Origin of the sequence: Methylorubrum populi (assembly GCA_036946625.1) — a bacterium.
Taxonomy (GTDB): domain Bacteria; phylum Pseudomonadota; class Alphaproteobacteria; order Rhizobiales; family Beijerinckiaceae; genus Methylobacterium; species Methylobacterium populi_C.
Genome location: JAQIIU010000003.1, coordinates 207,636 through 224,306 on the forward strand (window position 1 = coordinate 207,636; position 16,671 = coordinate 224,306).

General features: G+C 68.6%; 18 protein-coding genes and 2 pseudogenes. 12 read left to right on the forward strand and 8 right to left on the reverse strand.

Going from position 1 to position 16,671, the window contains the following annotated elements:
• Positions 1-81: 81 nt before the first annotated feature.
• A pseudogene (locus PGN25_12400) lies at positions 82-251 on the forward strand (IS5 family transposase).
• 61 nt (positions 252-312) lie between these two features.
• Here PGN25_12400 and PGN25_12405 read toward each other — a convergent pair.
• Positions 313-1,392, reverse strand: a complete 1,080-nt coding sequence (locus tag PGN25_12405; protein ID MEH3118355.1) for a methyl-accepting chemotaxis protein — start codon at positions 1,390-1,392, stop codon at positions 313-315.
• 191 nt (positions 1,393-1,583) lie between these two features.
• On the opposite strand from PGN25_12405, the gene PGN25_12410 reads away from it, so the two are divergent.
• Together PGN25_12410 and PGN25_12415 are read left to right on the forward strand one after the other, a co-directional pair.
• The gene (locus PGN25_12410) at positions 1,584-1,871 is read left to right on the forward strand and encodes an STAS domain-containing protein (GenBank protein ID MEH3118356.1); all 288 of its coding nucleotides are present in this window, start codon (positions 1,584-1,586) and stop codon (positions 1,869-1,871) included.
• Positions 1,872-1,885: 14 nt separating this feature from the next.
• Entirely contained in the window at positions 1,886-2,251 is a 366-nt protein-coding gene (locus tag PGN25_12415; GenBank protein MEH3118357.1) for a response regulator, read from the forward strand.
• Positions 2,252-2,580: 329 nt separating this feature from the next.
• Here PGN25_12415 and PGN25_12420 read toward each other — a convergent pair.
• Together PGN25_12420 and PGN25_12425 are read right to left on the reverse strand one after the other, a co-directional pair.
• A pseudogene (locus tag PGN25_12420) lies at positions 2,581-2,828 on the reverse strand (bifunctional metallophosphatase/5'-nucleotidase).
• Between the two features lie 113 nt (positions 2,829-2,941).
• Positions 2,942-3,898, reverse strand: a complete 957-nt coding sequence (locus PGN25_12425; protein MEH3118358.1) for a class I SAM-dependent methyltransferase — start codon at positions 3,896-3,898, stop codon at positions 2,942-2,944.
• Positions 3,899-4,104: 206 nt separating this feature from the next.
• Between PGN25_12425 and hemH the strand changes: the two genes are divergently transcribed.
• Positions 4,105-5,187 carry a ferrochelatase gene (hemH, locus tag PGN25_12430; GenBank protein ID MEH3118359.1) on the forward strand — a complete coding sequence of 361 codons (1,083 nt, stop codon included), beginning with the start codon at positions 4,105-4,107 and terminating at the stop codon, positions 5,185-5,187.
• A 207-nt stretch (positions 5,188-5,394) separates the two neighbouring features.
• Here hemH and PGN25_12435 read toward each other — a convergent pair whose 3' ends face one another.
• Positions 5,395-5,697: a hypothetical protein gene (locus PGN25_12435; GenBank protein MEH3118360.1), complete on the reverse strand. Its 303-nt coding sequence runs from the start codon at positions 5,695-5,697 to the stop codon at positions 5,395-5,397.
• A gap of 670 nt (positions 5,698-6,367) precedes the next feature.
• Here PGN25_12435 and PGN25_12440 point away from each other — a divergent pair.
• The 8 genes from PGN25_12440 to PGN25_12475 all read left to right on the forward strand — a co-directional run bounded on the left by PGN25_12440 (position 6,368) and on the right by PGN25_12475 (position 13,230).
• Entirely contained in the window at positions 6,368-6,937 is a 570-nt protein-coding gene (locus PGN25_12440; protein MEH3118361.1) for a F0F1 ATP synthase subunit delta, read from the forward strand.
• Positions 6,938-7,013: 76 nt separating this feature from the next.
• Positions 7,014-8,543, forward strand: a complete 1,530-nt coding sequence (gene atpA, locus PGN25_12445) for a F0F1 ATP synthase subunit alpha (GenBank protein MEH3118362.1) — start codon at positions 7,014-7,016, stop codon at positions 8,541-8,543.
• Positions 8,544-8,754: 211 nt separating this feature from the next.
• Complete coding sequence (locus PGN25_12450; GenBank protein MEH3118363.1) at positions 8,755-9,639, forward strand: F0F1 ATP synthase subunit gamma; 885 nt, start codon at positions 8,755-8,757, stop codon at positions 9,637-9,639.
• 124 nt (positions 9,640-9,763) lie between these two features.
• Positions 9,764-11,227, forward strand: coding sequence for a F0F1 ATP synthase subunit beta (gene atpD, locus PGN25_12455; protein MEH3118364.1), 1,464 nt, complete (start codon positions 9,764-9,766; stop codon positions 11,225-11,227).
• A 9-nt stretch (positions 11,228-11,236) separates the two neighbouring features.
• Positions 11,237-11,488: a hypothetical protein gene (locus tag PGN25_12460; GenBank protein MEH3118365.1), complete on the forward strand. Its 252-nt coding sequence runs from the start codon at positions 11,237-11,239 to the stop codon at positions 11,486-11,488.
• Between the two features lie 26 nt (positions 11,489-11,514).
• Positions 11,515-11,916: a F0F1 ATP synthase subunit epsilon gene (locus PGN25_12465; protein MEH3118366.1), complete on the forward strand. Its 402-nt coding sequence runs from the start codon at positions 11,515-11,517 to the stop codon at positions 11,914-11,916.
• Positions 11,917-12,150: 234 nt separating this feature from the next.
• Positions 12,151-12,981 carry a 4'-phosphopantetheinyl transferase superfamily protein gene (locus PGN25_12470; GenBank protein MEH3118367.1) on the forward strand — a complete coding sequence of 277 codons (831 nt, stop codon included), beginning with the start codon at positions 12,151-12,153 and terminating at the stop codon, positions 12,979-12,981.
• Positions 12,982-12,996: 15 nt separating this feature from the next.
• Positions 12,997-13,230 (forward strand): hypothetical protein, encoded by a 234-nt coding sequence (locus PGN25_12475; protein MEH3118368.1) that lies wholly within the window; start codon positions 12,997-12,999, stop codon positions 13,228-13,230.
• Between the two features lie 4 nt (positions 13,231-13,234).
• On the opposite strand, the gene PGN25_12480 is transcribed toward PGN25_12475, so the two are convergent.
• The 4 genes from PGN25_12480 to PGN25_12495 all read right to left on the reverse strand — a co-directional run bounded on the left by PGN25_12480 (position 13,235) and on the right by PGN25_12495 (position 16,490).
• Positions 13,235-14,449: a PHB depolymerase family esterase gene (locus PGN25_12480; GenBank protein ID MEH3118369.1), complete on the reverse strand. Its 1,215-nt coding sequence runs from the start codon at positions 14,447-14,449 to the stop codon at positions 13,235-13,237.
• Positions 14,450-14,525: 76 nt separating this feature from the next.
• The gene (locus PGN25_12485) at positions 14,526-14,975 is read right to left on the reverse strand and encodes a CopG family transcriptional regulator (protein MEH3118370.1); all 450 of its coding nucleotides are present in this window, start codon (positions 14,973-14,975) and stop codon (positions 14,526-14,528) included.
• A gap of 205 nt (positions 14,976-15,180) precedes the next feature.
• Positions 15,181-15,891, reverse strand: coding sequence for a DNA polymerase III subunit epsilon (dnaQ, locus tag PGN25_12490; protein ID MEH3118371.1), 711 nt, complete (start codon positions 15,889-15,891; stop codon positions 15,181-15,183).
• Between the two features lie 371 nt (positions 15,892-16,262).
• Positions 16,263-16,490, reverse strand: coding sequence for a type II toxin-antitoxin system HicB family antitoxin (locus tag PGN25_12495; protein ID MEH3118372.1), 228 nt, complete (start codon positions 16,488-16,490; stop codon positions 16,263-16,265).
• Between the last annotated feature and the right edge of the window lie 181 nt (positions 16,491-16,671).

Here is a 16,671-nt window from a genome sequence, read left to right on the forward strand (position 1 = left end):
CTGGAAGGACGGTTCGATGAAGGCGCTCGTGCTCATGCGCTACGGCGACCAAAGGTCATCGGTCAGGTTGCCAACGCCGTGGGCTTCAAACCCCTACCGCTGCGCTGGCGCATCGAGGCGACGTTCGGCACGCAGACCAATCGCTACCGCGCCTCACGCGAAACCTGGAACACAGCCCAGCGGCGGCAGAAGATGCCATCGACATCGCAAACTGCCACCGCCTCATGAGAGACTATCAGCGCATCGCGTAGTCAAACAGGCCCTGAGAACTCGACGACAAGCTATATGGTCCCTGTACAAAGCAGAGGCAAGCTAGAAAAGCTCGATGCCGGCCTCTTCGGACGATGGGCCTGATTTGCCCAAAATGTCTTCTCCAATGATCCGGCCCGTGAGCCGAGCCCGGATCTCATGCAAGGTACAGCCGGCGATCATCTGTTCAACCCATGTTGTGTCCAAAGAGGTTTCGTCCGGCTCCCGGTCGGCCGTCCGCTCCTCCAGATCACCGAGCGCGGTCGCGAGTGCCCCAAGGGCGCGCCCGACGTTCTCCAGGCGCTGCTTGGCGAGATCCTGGAACTGCATGCCGACCACCGCAGCGGACACTTCCATCGCAATGGACTGGGTGGTGTGAGCCGTCTGCCGGAGCACGTCAGCGAAGCGCGCGTTCTGCTCGACCAGCGTTTGCATCACCACTCGAACGCGGGCGTCCGTCTCGCGGCTCTCGTCCGACATATCGACGGCCGCGACCTCGCGCAGCACCGTGTGGCTGCTGCGCAGGCCGCCGGCGATGGACGCGATCTGCTCCTTGATCGTGGTCGAGAGGGCGTTGACGGACTTGGCGAGCTCGCGCACTTCGTCGGCGACCACCGCGAAGGCACGCCCCGCTTCGCCCGCCCGCGCGGCCTCGATCTTGGCGTTGAGCGCGAGCAGGTTCGTCTGCCGGTTGATCCGGTCGATCTGGATCACGCTCGCCTCGACGCCGGCGACGTCGGCCAGGACCGCGTCGAGGGATCCGAGCAGCATGCCTCCGCGCGCGGACAGCGCGGTGACCTTGCCGATGAGCTTGGCGAGGAGGTCGCCGAGACCCGCGGCGACGTCGGAGAGGCGCAGCTCCTCGCCATCGATCCGGACGGATTGAATGGCGCAGACGAGATCCTGGACGGTCTCACCCTGCGCGCGCGTCGTCGTCGCGATGGTCTGAAACCGCGTGGACAGGTCCTGGACGTTCGTCTCGGCGTCCCGCGAAGCGATCCCGATCTCGCCGATCAGAGCCTCCAGGGCACGCCTTTGCAGCGTCGACAGGCCGAGCCAGGCCTGCAGCGCCTCGATCGGCGCCGCCACGTGCGGTGCCGGCCCCTCGGCCTCCTCGCGGACCGCCGCATGCATGCCCTTCATCGTGCCGTCCTCGTGACTGGTTCGGGCGCGGACGTCTCTCGGCCGCGACGGTCACGGCCTTGCCGGGCGACGCGTGCCGCGCGATCGATGGCCTCTGCTAACGCCTGCGCCTTAAAGCCGAGTTTAACCCTTCATCGTGTCTACTCCTTCCCGTCGCGTGGTCGGCTACCGATCGCGCCGGAGCCGCGAGCATGCCCGATCCACACGTCTTCCGTCCGCCGGCCGATTGCAGTCTCCGGGAGATCCGGCGCCTCAAGGACGAGATCGAGGCGGCATTGAAGGCAGCCGAAGCGTTGACCATCGATTGCGGCACCGTCGAGCGAGCCGATCTCTCCTTCGTGCAACTGCTCCACGCGGCGCACCGCACCGCGCGGCGCGATGCCAAGGTCCTGCACGTGGCGAATCTCTCTCTCGCCGCTCGGTCGGCCTTCGCGCGGGCCGGCTTGCCGGACGCCGATCGCCTCTCCGCCACCGCCTGACCCCGGAGCCGATCATGGCCCTCGTCCTCACCGTCGACGATTCCCCCAGCATCCGGCAGATGATCAAGGTCACGCTCGCGCCGGCCGGCCACACCGTCGTCGAGGCGGCGGACGGTGCCGAGGGGCTCGCCCAGGCTGGCCGCCACAGGATCGATCTCGTCATCACGGACCTCAACATGCCGGTGATGAACGGGCTCGAGATGATCGGGAGGCTGCGGGGAATGCCATCCCTGACAGGCGTGCCGATCATCTTCCTGAGCACGGAATCGGATGACGGCGTGAAGCAGAAGGCCAAGGCGGCCGGGGCGACCGGCTGGATCACCAAGCCCTTCAAACCGGAGCAGCTCCTGGCGGTCGTGACCAAGCTGGCGCGGACCTGAGGGAGCGCTCCACGGCCGCCTTCGCACGACATGCAGGCTTCCGATGAAGGCCCTCCTCGTCGACGACAGCCCGTCGAGCCTGCGCGACCTGCAACGGCTCGTCGCGTCCAGTGCGCTGGCATGTGCCTCCTACGGGGATCCCCGGGCCGCCCTCGAGGCCGCATGCCGGGACCGCTTCGACATCGTGCTCGTCGATTGCCTGATGCCGGGCCTCGACAGCATCGCCCTGACGCGTGGGCTGCGGGCGCTTCCCGGCTACGGCCAGACGCCGATCGTGATGATCACGTCGAGTACCGGGACAACGACACCGGCGGCCACACGATCAGGGGGGCCTCGCGCCGACGCTCGGCGAAGACGGCCGGGCCGAAATCGAACTCGTGATTGCCCGGCCCGAACACGTCGGGGGGCGCCAGGTTCAGGAGTTCGACGATGTGCGCGCCTTTTCGAAGCCCGACATCAGCGAGGGCGAGAAGCAGTCGCCGGCATGGGCGTAGAGCAGCGGCACGCCGCGGGCGCGCTCGGCCTTCACCACCGCGTTGAGCCGGGGAAAGCCCCCGCGCCCCTCCGCCTCGTCCATCGCGTCGATGTCGTTGACGAGCAGCAGGGTGAAGCTCGGCGCGCCGGCCAGAGCCGCGCCGCTGCCGAAAAGGCCCGCGCCGAATCCTGCGACGGTTCGGGCACATCCGCGGCTCAGCGCTTGGCGAGCCCGTCCCGCACCGCCTTGGCGTTGCGCCGCAGGGCCGGCCAGATCCAGGCGCCCGAGGCGAGATAGAGCCCCGCCGGCATCGGCTTCAGATCGACCGCGAGCCGGTCGGCGAGTCCGGGATTCGCGAGCGGCACCGCCGGGGCGTCGGTCTTGCGGTAGACCACCGTGGTGTCCTCGCGCCAGTACTCGGTATGCGGCACGAGCCCGGCGCGGCGGGCGAGCAGATCGAAGGTCTCGCGCACGTAGCCGTGGACATGGGCGAAGTGGAAGCGCTCGTGCGGCGGCTTGGCCGTCGCGGCCATGTTCGGCACCGCGGCGTAGAGGATGCCGTCGGGCTCGAGCCAGCCGGCCAGCCGCTCCATCGTCTCGGCCGGGTTGCGCAGGTGCTCCAGCACGTGGTGCGTCGAGATCACGTCGAAATGCCCGGCGGGGAAGCGGTTCGGGTCCTCGGCCTCGTCGAGCACCTCGACGCCGTGACGGGTGCGGGCGTAGGCCGCGTAGTCCCGGCCCGGCTCGACGCCAATCACCGCGCAGCCGCGCCTTTCGGCTTCGGCCAGGAACTCGCCCGAGCCGGAGCCGAAATCGAGCAGCCGCGCGCCCGCCTTCAGCTTCGGCGCCAGCAGGTCGGCGCGGAACGTCGCCTCGCGGGCCGAGCGGTTGCGATGGTGGCGCGGCGGGCCGCCGGCGAAGGCGAGCTGGTAGTCGGCCCGGTAGGCGGTCGAGTAGTATTCGGCCAGCTCGTCCGGCGTCGGCATCGGATCGGTGCGGATCAGGCCGCACTGCGTGCAGGCGATCGAACGCAGGACCTTCAGCCGACGGTCGGTCTCGGCCACGGTGACGGCGTCGCGGCAGCCGCACAGGTTGCACGCGGCCGGCGCCCCCTCGTACGGGTAGCCGGTGAACGGCACGAAGTGCTTCAGGAAGTAGCGGGGGGACGGCATGTCGCGCTGGCCTCCGGAGCGATTTCAGGCGATGGGTTCGGCGACCTCGGGCGGCTCTTCGGCAAGAGCCTTGGCCTTAGCCTTGGCCAGAGCCTTGGCCTTGGAAAGCCGCCTGCTCTAGATCGAACGGCCGGCCCGCACAACCGGATCGCTTGCCGCCTTGAGGCCGCGTTGAGGAAGGCGGGACGCCCGTGACCGGAAACCCGATGAACGAACGCGTCGAACCCGAGACACTTTTGCCCGAGACCTTTTTGCGCGAGCCGGTGCGCGTGGCCCCGACCCTGCCGCCCGACCATCCGGCCGTGAGGACGGGCCGCGTCGGCGTGCTCCTGATGAATCTCGGTACGCCCGAGGGCACCGGCTACTGGCCGATGCGCCGCTACCTCAAGGAGTTCCTCTCCGACCGCCGGGTGATCGAGGTGCCGCGCCTGATCTGGTGGCCGCTCCTGAACCTGATCATCCTGACCAAGCGGCCGGGCCCGAAGGGCCGCGACTACGCCGGCATCTGGAACAACGAGCGGGATGAAGGCCCGCTCAAGACCATCACCCGCGGCCAGTGCGAGAAGCTGCAGGCGGCGATGGGCGATTCCGTCGCGGTCGACTGGGCGATGCGCTACGGCAAGCCGGAAGTGTCCTTGCGCATCCAGGCCCTGCTCGATCAGGGCTGCGACCGCATCCTGCTGGTGCCGCTCTATCCGCAATACGCGGCGGCGACCTCGGCCACCGCCTGCGACCAGGCCTTCAAGGCGCTGATGCAGATGCGCTGGCAGCCGACCGTGCGGGTCTCCCCGCCCTATCACGACGATCCGGTCTATATCGAGGCCATGGCGGATTCGATCCGCGAGGGGCTGGCCAGGCTGGACTTCGAGCCGGAGGTGATCCTGACCTCCTTCCACGGCGTGCCCAAGAGCTACCTGCTCAAGGGCGATCCCTACCACTGCCAATGCCTCAAGACCGGCCGGCTGATCCGCGAGGCGATGGGCTATTCGCCCGAGCGGATGCGGGTGACCTTCCAGTCGCGCTTCGGCACCGAGGAATGGCTCAAGCCCTACACCGACGAGACCGTGCAGGCGCTGGCCAAGTCCGGCGTCAGGCGCATGGCGATCGTGGCGCCGGGCTTCACCGCCGACTGCCTGGAGACGCTGGAGGAACTCGACGGCGAGAACCGCCACTATTTCGAGGAGAACGGCGGCGAGCACTACGCCTTCATCCCCTGCCTCAACGATTCCGACCTCGGGATGCGGGTGATCGAGAACGTGGTGCGGCGGGAGTTGCAGGGCTGGATCTGAGAGGGCCACTTCAACGCGCGCAGAGCATGAGATTTGAGGTGAGAACGGCCTCCTCACGCGCCCACGCTCAGGCGGGGGCAAAGTAGCATCGGCTGTACGGCATGCCACGCAGGCGGTGTGAAGAGATCCGGAGTTGGGCAACCCGGCAATGTTTCATGATCTGCACGATTTCGCAGAGGCTCCGGGAAACCGGGGCCTTTGTCGTTTTCAGCGCTTCGAGATCGCGACGCGCAGGAAGCCGCGTTCCCGCCGCGGCTGAATCTTCTTCTCGCTGATCGGATAGAAGCTGCACACGTTGTAGCGGCCCGCGGGGTCCCGCTCCATCGTGACGGCAACGAGCAGGAACGAGCCAAGCGCCGGGACACGGCCGATCATCTCGATCTTCCCGCCGTTCCTGAAATCGTCGCCCGGATAGAGTGGGGTCGCGATGACGGCCGCGACATGAGGCAGGCAGAGCGGATATTCGGTCGGATGATACCGTTTCCGATTGATCACTTCGGGTTTGGCCATCCTCCGTCATCGCGAGCGGCAGCGAAGCGATCCAGGGCGCGACATCTCCGGAAAGGTTGCGCCCTGGATTGCCACGGCTTCGCCTCGCAATGACGCAGAACAGGCCGAAGTCATCAACCGGATGTCGGATGAGACGAGAGGGCGTGCTTCTGTGCGCTTCGGCTCAGGATCACCGGTCCCGGATCAAGTTCGAGACCGAGCGTTAAGGTTGATCACCTCGACCGGGATCGGGCCGAGCGAAAGATCGACGAGGCGGGTCCCGCGGCGTTTGCTCATTCGGGCGCGAATCGTCTCCAGCCAGCCCAGCCAGCCCAGCCAGCCCAGCCAGCCCAGCCAGCCCAGCCAGCCCAGCCAGCCCAGCCAGCCCAGCCAGCGAAGTATCGCTGCACCCGACGACGTCGAAGATCAACTCTTGCGGGAAGGTGAGGGGTGCACACGCGTCGATGCGGTCTTTCCATGCGGTCCGCGCCCCGCCCTCGGAGCGCCCAACCATCGCCCTAACGTTGCCTTGCGCCCCCTCGGAACGCATGCTAGGCGACAGCCGCGCCGCGGGGAGACCGTTCAAGGCCTTCCGTGCCCGGCGCAATTCCAATCCCCACGGACTTCGAGTCGCCGCCGTCACGAGGCGGGCGCGAAGGCCCGGCGGGCAAGGATCAAGAGAGAGCGACGGGTGGCGCAGAACGGTTCCGAGGGTCCTCTGTTGGCCGGTGTGGCGGGCCGCTACGCGTCGGCCCTGTACGAGCTGGCCCGCGACGAGCGCCAGGTCGACGACGTCGCGAAGAACCTCGATACGTTCGACGCGCTCTGCCGCGAGAGCGCCGACCTGCGCCGGCTCGTGAAGAGCCCGGCCTTCTCGGCCGGGGAGCAGACGGCCGCCGTGGGCGCCCTGCTCGACCGCGCCGGAATCTCGGGGCTCGCCGCCAACTTCATCAAGCTCTCGGCCGCCAACCGCCGCCTGTTCGCCCTGCCGGACATGATCCGTGCCTATCGCGAGAAGGTGCGCGAGGCCAAGGGCATCGTCCGCGCCGAGGTCCGCGTCGCGGAAAAGCCCTCCGACGCGGTGATCGAGGACATCAAGGCCTCGCTGCGCGAGGTCGCCAGGAGCGAGGTCGACATCGACCTCCACGTCGATCCGGGCCTGATCGGCGGCATCGTCGTCAAGATGGGCTCGCGCATGGTCGACGCCTCGCTCCGGACCAAGCTCAACAGCATCCGCCTGGCCATGCGGGAAGCGCGCTGAGCGGTCTCGTAAAGACCCTCGCGAACCGCCCGACAGCCGAACAGACACGCACCCGACCCTTTGAAGAGGCCCGACGATGGACATCCGCGCCGCCGAGATCTCCGCGATCCTGAAAGAGCAGATCAAGAACTTCGGCCAGGAAGCCGAGGTCACGGAAGTCGGGCAGGTGCTCGCGGTCGGCGACGGCATCGCCCGCGTCTACGGCCTCGACAACGTCCAGGCCGGTGAGATGGTCGAGTTCGAGTCGGGCGTGCGCGGCATGGCCCTCAACCTCGAACAGGACAATGTCGGCGTCGTGATCTTCGGCTCCGACCGCGAGATCAAGGAAGGCCAGACCGTCAAGCGCACCGGCGCCATCGTGGACGTGCCGGTCGGCAAGGGCCTGCTCGGCCGCGTGGTCGACGGCCTCGGCAACCCGATCGACGGCAAGGGCCCGATCCCGTCGACCGAGCGCCGCCGCGTCGACGTGAAGGCCCCGGGCATCATCCCGCGCAAGTCCGTGCACGAGCCGATGGCCACCGGCCTCAAGGCGATCGACGCCCTGATCCCCGTCGGCCGCGGCCAGCGCGAGCTGATCATCGGCGACCGCCAGACCGGCAAGACCGCGATCGCCCTCGACACGATCCTCAACCAGAAGCCGGCCCATTCGGGTTCGGACGAGAACGCCAAGCTCTACTGCGTCTACGTCGCCATCGGCCAGAAGCGCTCCACCGTCGCCCAGTTCGTGAAGGTGCTGGAGGACCAGGGCGCGCTCGAATACTCGATCGTCATCGCCGCCACGGCCAGCGACGCCGCGCCGATGCAGTTCATCGCGCCGTTCGCCGGCTGCGCCATGGGCGAGTACTTCCGCGACAACGGCATGCACGCCGTGATCGTGTACGACGACCTCTCCAAGCAGGCGGTCGCCTACCGCCAGATGTCGCTGCTGCTGCGCCGCCCGCCGGGCCGCGAGGCGTATCCGGGCGACGTGTTCTACCTGCACTCGCGCCTGCTCGAGCGCGCCGCCAAGATGGGCGACGCCGCCGGCAAGGGCTCGCTCACCGCGCTGCCGGTCATCGAGACCCAGGCCAACGACGTGTCGGCCTACATCCCGACCAACGTGATCTCGATCACCGACGGCCAGATCTTCCTCGAGACCGACCTGTTCTACCAGGGCGTCCGCCCGGCGGTGAACGTGGGCCTCTCGGTGTCGCGGGTGGGCTCCTCGGCCCAGACCAAGGCGATGAAGAAGGTCGCCGGCAAGATCAAGGGCGAGCTGGCGCAGTACCGCGAGATGGCGGCCTTCGCCCAGTTCGGCTCCGACCTCGACGCCTCGACCCAGCGCCTGCTCAACCGCGGCGCGCGCCTGACCGAGCTCCTGAAGCAGCCCCAGTTCTCGCCGCTGAAGATGGAGGAGCAGGTCGCGGTGATCTACGCCGGCGTCAACGGCTACCTCGACAAGCTCCCGGTCGCGAAGGTCCGCGAATTCGAGGACCAGTTGCTCGGCACCCTGCGCTCGAAGCACCAGGACTGGCTCGACGCGGTGCGCGACTCCAAGGATCTCTCGGACGCCAACGCCAACACGCTCAAGGGCGTGATCGAGGGCATCGCCAAGTCCTTCGCCTGACGACGGTTCCCCCTCCCCCCTCGATCTCGGGCTTGCCCGAGATCGGATCAGGACTTGCCCAGATCAGGCAGGCCTGATCTGGGTGGGGAGGGATTAGGGGTGGGGGTCTGGCAGAAGGCACCGCAGCGCCCCATCCTGCACCATCCCCACCTCCGGCTCCTCCCCGCAAGGGGAAGGAGAGGCTTCTCGGAACGGACCCGGACGCACCTCGATGCCCAGCTTGAAGGATCTGCGCAACCGCATCACCTCGGTGAAGGCGACGCAGAAGATCACCAAGGCGATGCAGATGGTCGCCGCCGCCAAGCTGCGGCGCGCCCAGAACGCCGCCGAGAACGGGCGTCCCTACGCCGAGAAGATGGCGAGCGTGCTCGGCAACCTCGCCGGCAACCTGATCGGCGGCGTCGGCGCCCCGCGCCTGCTCTCCGGCACCGGCCAGGACCGGGTGCACCTGCTCGTGGTCTGCACCGGCGACCGTGGTCTCGCCGGCGCCTTCAACGCCTCGATCGCGCGTCTGGCCCGCGACCACGCCAACCGGCTGATGGCCGAAGGCAAGACCGTCAAGATCATGACGGTCGGCAAGAAGGGTCTCGACATCCTGCGCCGCCAGTTCCGCGACCGGATCGTCGCCTCGCGCGACATCCGCGGCAACAAGCCGGTCGACTACCCCTTCGCCGCCGAGATCGCCGACGACATCCTCGCCCGCTTCGAGGCCGGCGAGTTCGACGTCGCGACCCTGTTCTACGCCGAGTTCCGTTCGGTGATCTCGCAGATCCCGACGGCGCAGAAGATCATCCCGGCCGAGCTGCCGCAGACGGACGGCGCCGCCACGGCCGGTTCCGACGCGGCGATGGAGTTCGAGCCGAACGAGGAGACGATCCTCGAAACGCTGCTGCCGAAGAACCTGACCGTTCAGGTCTTCCGGGCGCTCCTGGAAAACGCCGCTTCCGAGCAGGGCGCGCGCATGAGCGCCATGGATTCCGCGACCCGCAACGCGGGCGAGATGATCAAGAAGCAGACGCTGGTCTACAACCGCACGCGTCAGGCCATGATCACCAAGGAACTCATCGAGATCATTTCGGGCGCGGAAGCGCTCTGACCGCCGCTTGGAGCCGCTCCCGATCGCAAAGCGATCGGGAGCGGCTCCAAGTCCCTGTTTCGCGCTCTCTTACGCCGAACCGGCGTCCACTTCGGCGGAGAGCGCTCCAAGAGGACTCATCGCAATGGCGAACACCGCTTCCCCGGCCACCAACGCCAATCCCACCAACGCCAAGGGCCGGATCACCCAGGTCATCGGCCCCGTGGTCGACGTGCGGTTCGACGGCTACCTGCCGGAGATCCTGAACGCCCTGGAGACCAGGAACCAGGGCAACCGCCTCGTCCTCGAGGTGGCGCAGCAGCTCGGCGAGAACACGGTGCGCTGCATCGCCATGGACACCTCGGAGGGCCTCGTGCGCGGCCAGGAGGTCTCCGACACCGGCGCGCCGATCAAGGTGCCGGTCGGCCACAACACGCTGGGCCGCATCATGAACGTCATCGGCGAGCCGATCGACGAGGCCGGCCCGATCGAGGCCGACACCTTCCGCGCCATCCACCAGCCGGCCCCCTCCTACGACGAGCAATCGACCGAGGCGCAGATCCTCGTCACCGGCATCAAGGTGGTGGACCTGCTCGCCCCCTACGCCAAGGGCGGCAAGATCGGCCTGTTCGGCGGCGCGGGCGTCGGCAAGACCGTGCTGATCATGGAGCTGATCAACAACATCGCCAAGGCCCACTCGGGCTACTCGGTGTTCGCCGGCGTCGGCGAGCGCACGCGCGAGGGCAACGATCTCTACCACGAGATGATCGAGTCCAACGTCAACAAGAACCCCAAGGAGAACGACGGCTCGGCCGAGGGCTCCAAGTGCGCGCTGGTCTACGGCCAGATGAACGAGTCGCCCGGCGCCCGCTCCCGCGTGGCGCTGACCGGCCTGACCATCGCCGAGCAGTTCCGCGACGAGGGCCAGGACGTGCTGTTCTTCGTCGACAACATCTTCCGCTTCACGCAGGCCGGTTCCGAGGTGTCGGCGCTTCTCGGCCGCATTCCGTCGGCCGTGGGCTACCAGCCGACGCTCGCCACCGACATGGGCGCGTTGCAGGAGCGCATCACCACCACGACCAAGGGGTCGATCACCTCGGTGCAGGCGATCTACGTGCCGGCGGACGACCTGACCGACCCGGCCCCGGCCACCTCCTTCGCCCACCTCGACGCCACGACCGTGCTGTCGCGCTCCATCGCCGAGAAGGGCATCTACCCGGCCGTCGACCCGCTCGACTCCACCTCGCGCATGCTCTCGCCGGCGATCCTCGGCGAGGAGCACTACGACGTCGCCCGCCGCGTCCAGCAGACCCTGCAGCGCTACAAGTCGCTGCAGGACATCATCGCGATCCTCGGCATGGACGAGCTCTCGGAAGAGGACAAGCTGACGGTGGCGCGCGCCCGCAAGATCGAGCGCTTCCTCAGCCAACCGTTCCACGTCGCCGAGGTGTTCACCGGCTCGCCGGGCAAGCTCGTGGCGCTCGAAGACACGATCAAGGGCTTCAAGGGCCTGGTCGAGGGCCAGTACGACGACCTGCCGGAGGCCGCCTTCTACATGGTCGGCTCGATCGAGGAGGCCCAGGAGAAGGCCAAGAAGCTCGCCGCGTAAGGGACGGGCATGAACGCCAAGATCGCTCTCCTTCTCGTCGGCCTCGTGGTCGGGGGCCTCGTCGGCTACCTGACCCGGCCGCAGGCCGCGGAGATCAGGCTCGGTCCGCTCAGCGTCGAGGTCCAGGACAAGGACGCGACGGCGGGCGCGCGGGGCGGCGAGCTGACCACCGGCCAGCTCCGGCATGTCGGGCTGTTCGCCCTGATCGGCGCCGTCGTCGGCTTCGGCGCGGGTTTCGTCGCCGACCGCGGCCGGCGCTGACATCAAACTTCGGGACCTGATTGACGATGGCCACCTTCCACTTCGATTTCGTCGGCCCCGAGCGGACGCTGTATTCCGGCGAGGTCGAGGCCGTGCAGTTGCCCAGCAGCGAGGGCGAGATGACCGTGCTGCCGGGCCATGCCCCGGTGCTGACCACCCTGAAGGTCGGCGTCATCACCGTCACGGAGACCGCCGGCAACGGCAAGCGCATCTACGTCCAGGGCGGCTTCGCCGATATCGGCCCGAAGACGGTGACCGTGCTCGCCGAGCGCGCGGCGCCGATCGAGGAGATCACCCCCGCCATGATCGACAAGGAGATCGAGGCGGCGGAGATGGCCCGCGACGCGACCCAGGATCTCGCCCGCCGCGAGCAGTTGAACGCGCAGATCGTGCAGATGCAGGAAGCCAAGCACACGCTGAGCCTCTGATTCTTTGGGGGCTCGGGTTTTGGAAGGCGTCGGAAAACCGGCGCCTTTTATTGTTTCCAGCTCGATCCGGCTCTCGTCGCGCCCTGGATTGCTTCGGCTTCGCCTCGCAATGACGAGGAGAAGCACACCCACCCCGTCATTGCGAGCCGTCAGGCGAAGTAATCCAGGGTGCGACGCAGGTCGGATGAGTCACTTGCGTCATCCGAAAAACCCAAGCGAAGCGGGCGGGTGGTCATGACGGGTGAGGAAAGCGCCGAAAGCGCGGCGGGGCCGGGTACCGCGGCCCCGCTGGTGCGCAGCCTGCGCATCGGACTCGTTTCCCGCCGGACGGGGCCGATGCAGGCCGCCCTCGCGCTGGCGAGCGCGCCGCTCGGCTGGCTCGATGCCCGTCGCCGAAACTTCCTCCACGCCGACGAGGAGGGGCTTCTCACCGACCGGCTGCACGCCCGCCGCCGCCACGGCCTGCTGGTCGGGCGCTACGCGGCGAAATGCGCGCTGGCCGCGCTTCGGCCCGGTCTCGACCCGCGGGCGCTGGCGATCCGGCCCGGCGTGCTGGAGCAGCCGGTGCTGTCCGGCGCCGGCGGGGACGATCTCGGCATCAGCCTGTCCCATGCTGGACCGGTCGCCGCCGCGGTCGCCTTCCCCGCGGCCTGCCCGATGGGGATCGACCTCGAACGCATCCGGCCGGACAACGGGCCGCTGCTGACGAGTCAGACCACCGCCGCCGAGCGTCGGCTGATCGCCGTCTGTCTCGACGCGGGGGAGGCCGAGCGGCTGACGCGGCTGTGGTGCCTGAAGGAGGCGCTCGCGAAAACCCTGCGCTGCGGCCTGACGGTGCCGCTCGATCTGCTGGCCGTCGGCCGCGTCGAGCGGGCGCCGCCGGGGCTCTCCGTCACCTTCGCGAACTTCGCGCAGTACCGGGGCCTGAGCTTCGCGGCGGGCGATCTCGCCGCCGCCCTGGTGCTGCCGCGCCCGCCGGCGGTGGAGCTTGCGGTCGAGGCGGCGGATTGGGAGAGATGGCGCGCGGCCCTGGCCGATGCCGCGGCGGCGGGGCTGGACGCGTAGCGGAGCTGCGGCGGCGTGACGATCACCGGCCCCTGGACGGTGTTCGAGAACATCTATCGGCACGAGATCCTGTTCGCCGCCGACATCCGCCTCCACGACGCGGCCCTCTACGACCGCGACGTGATCCGCTTCGGCGAGGACGACGGCGCGGCCTGCACCGCCCGCTGGATCGGGCCGGGCGACCTCCCGCCGGGGATCGCTCTCTACCCCGACGGTCTGGCGACCGCCCTGCCCGGTCGGTCCCGATGATCCCTCACCCTGTCCGGCCGGGCAGGCTGTGGCCGAGGAAGAAGTCGAGCATCGCCCGCGAGGCGTCCGGCCCGTTCGGATCGGTGTAGCTGCCCTCCGGGCTGCCGCCGGACCATGCGTGGCCCGCGCCCTGCACCGACCACGCCTCGACCTGCACGCGGCCGGTCTCGTCGGCGTAGCGGGTGCGGGTGTAGCTGTGGCCGCCACCGTTCCCGGTCTCCTGCCGCGGCGTCAACGACTCGACACCGGCCTGGGCGAGGACGGCCTCGGCATTGCGGGGATGCACGGTGCCGTCGCCCTCGCCGTGGACGACGATGGTCGGCACGCGCAGACTCTGGGTCACCGAACCGGCGCCGAACCCCGCGGCACCGCCGGGCGCCGACGCGCCGGGGGCGCCGACGCGCATCGCCGAGAGCGCCGAGGGCAGGTCGCGGGCGCAGCCGGCGGCCAGACCCGAATGCACGCCGACCGCGGCGAACAGATCGGGATAGGCCCGGGCGATGTTGGCCGCCGCCGCCCCGCCCGCCGAGAGGCCGGCGATGTAGATCCGGGACCGGTCGATCGGGTGCTCGGCGCAGACCGCGCGGACGATGCCGGCGACGATGCCCGCCTCGCCCATCTCCCGGCCCTGGTCGCCCGGCTCGAACCAGTTCCAGCACTTCTGCGCGTTGGCCCGGCGCGACTGGCGCGGATAGACGACGTAGATCCCCTCCTCCTCGGCCAGGGCGTTCATGCGCGTGCCGGCCGCGAAGTCGTCCGGCGACTGGGTGCAGCCGTGCAGCATCACCAGGAGCGGGCGGCTTCCGGCCCGCGGGCTCGGGACGAACAGCTTGTAGTCCCGCGCGCCGGCGGCGTTGGAGAAGCTGCGCGCGACGAACTGGCCGTCTTCCGGCTCCACGCCATCGGGGCTCGGCGCGTGCAGGCCGCCGCCGACCAAGCCCTTGAGCGAAGGGGCCAGCGTGCGCAGGCCGCGCATCATCTGGTCGATGTTCTCGCGCAGCCGCTGTGGGATCAGGGCCTCGTGCGCGGCTTCGGCCCCTGCTTCGATCCTGGCTTCGAGCCGGGGAGCCGCGCGATCCGCGGCCGACGCCTCCGGGCCCATGCCCGGTGCGCCGAGGCTGCGCTGGATCAGGGCGGTCGCCTCGGTCAGCCGTCCGGCCCGCGTCAGGCGCGTCGCTTCGGCCATGTCCGAGAGGAAGGTGCTGGAACGATCGGTCATGCGGGTCTCGCTTTCCGGGTCGGCGACGGGCGCGCGCGAGCGCAGCGGGTCACGAGGGTTGGCGTGTCGTTCGGGATCAGAGCAGGCGATCGGCCAGCGCCCGCTTCACGGCGGGGCTCGCCTGGAGGGTGCCGAGCACCTCGATCGAGGCGATCGACGCGCTGGCGAGGTCGGGCGGCACGTCCTCGGCGATCACCGCGAGGCCGAGCACCCGGATCGCGAGCCGCTCGCCCGCGCGCAGGGCCGTCTCGAGTTCCGCCCGCCCGTAGCGGCGCAGGCCCAGTTCGATCGGCTTGCGGGCGACCGACTGGCGGGTGATGTCGGCGTGCCGCTCGATCTGGTTGCGGATGGCCGTGCGGATGAAGTCGCTGCGGTTGGCGTAGACGCCCTCCGAGACGAGCAGGTCGACATGGCCGAGATCGACGAAGCCGAGATTGACCGTGATCTTCTCGTGGTCGCCGGGTTTCGTCCCGAGCCGCACCGCGGCCGGAACGTCCAGCCGGCCCTCCTGCATCACATCCATCATCGCGCCCATCCCCGCGCCATCCGTCCGGATGGTATGGGAACGCTCATGCTGCGCCGCAAGATGAAAGTTTTTGCATTGCAGCAAGGGGCGCGATGGCCGCAAGCGGTCGCCCGAAGCGTCCCGGCCCGCGACCTTCGAATCGTCCCGGAGCCGAAGATCGCGTCCGGCCAAGGACTTGCCGGCGTGGTCCGAAGCCGCTGCCATCTCACGGCTCCGGATATTCGCGCCAGACGGCGTTCGTTCCGAGGCTTTCGACAAAGCTGGCATGCCGTGCGCGCTCGGCATCGGTGAGCCGGCTGCGCATCGGGCGCGGGCCGACCGGACCCGAATCGGCCACCGCCGCCACGCGCACGCTCTCCACCGGTTCGGCGATGCTGAGGCCGAGGCTGGCCTGCTTGCCGCCCAGGAGCTCGACATAGACCTCGGCCAGGATCTGCGCGTCGAGGAGCGCGCCGTGCTTGACCCGACGGGTGGTGTCGACGCCGTAGCGGTTGCACAGGGCGTCGAGGTTGTTGGCCGCGCCCGGATGCTTGCGGCGGGCGAGCAGCAGGGTGTCGACCACCGCCTCCAGCACGATCGGCTTCGGGGCGGAGGGCCCGAGCTTGGCAAACTCCATGTTGAGGAAGCCGACGTCGAAGGGCGCGTTGTGGATCACGAGGCGCGCATCGCCGCAGAAGGCGACGAAGGCATCGACCACGTCGGCGAAGACCGGCTTGTCGGCGAGCATCGCGTCCGAGATGCCGTGCACCGCGAACGCCCCTTCCGACACCGCCCGCTGCGGGTTGATGAGCTGGTGATAGACTTTGCCGGTCTGGACGTGGTTGATCAGCTCGACGCAGCCGATCTCGATCAGCCGGTCGCCGTTTCGGGCATCCGTGCCGGTGGTCTCGGTATCGAGGACGATCTCGCGCAGCATTTTTTTGGGATTCCATGCCCGGCGGGAGGAGGGTGATCGAGTTGTCGCTGGAAAGCGTTACCCATCCGGGTAGGATGGTGCGAATCTCCGCGGCAGCCCATCAAATCGCAACAGCGGCAACACGACCATGACGGCAACGCCTGTTACACATCATGCATGATTGGAGCCGGTTCGACGCCATGTCCGAAGCGGAGCGCCATGCAGCGGCCTTGTCCGATCCCGATGCCCAGCCTTTGACGCCGGAAGACATGCAGAGGATGCCGCGCACGCCGCGCGAGCATATCATTCGCCGCGTCGGTGCCCTCACTCGTGGGGTTCACCTGAAATCCGGCAGCGATCAGCGAGATTCCCACTCAAGTCGGACTGCCGGATCAACCGACCGCGCGTAGAGGCGTATGGGTCGGCTGGGGAATGGTATGGCCGAGTTCGTGCGCCGTCTCGATCCAGGCATCGATCGCTTCGCGGACGTTCCGAAGTGCTTCCTCGGGAGTCTCCCCATCGGACATGCATCCGGGCAGATCGGGAACGGTCGCGGCAAACCCGCCGCCATCATCGACGGTCAGCGGCGTGATCACGACCGGATAGGTGAGTTCGTCCATGGAGTGTCTCTGACTCTGTCGATGAACCGAACAAGGTCGCGGATGTAGATCGGCTTGATGGGTCTCTTCGCCGGAATGGTCAACTTCCCGGGCTGAGACGGGTGACCGACCCCGTAATGTGAGCCACCGCCACGAGCCGGGCGACAATCAATGCCGAACTCCCGGCAGAGCGCGCTGACAT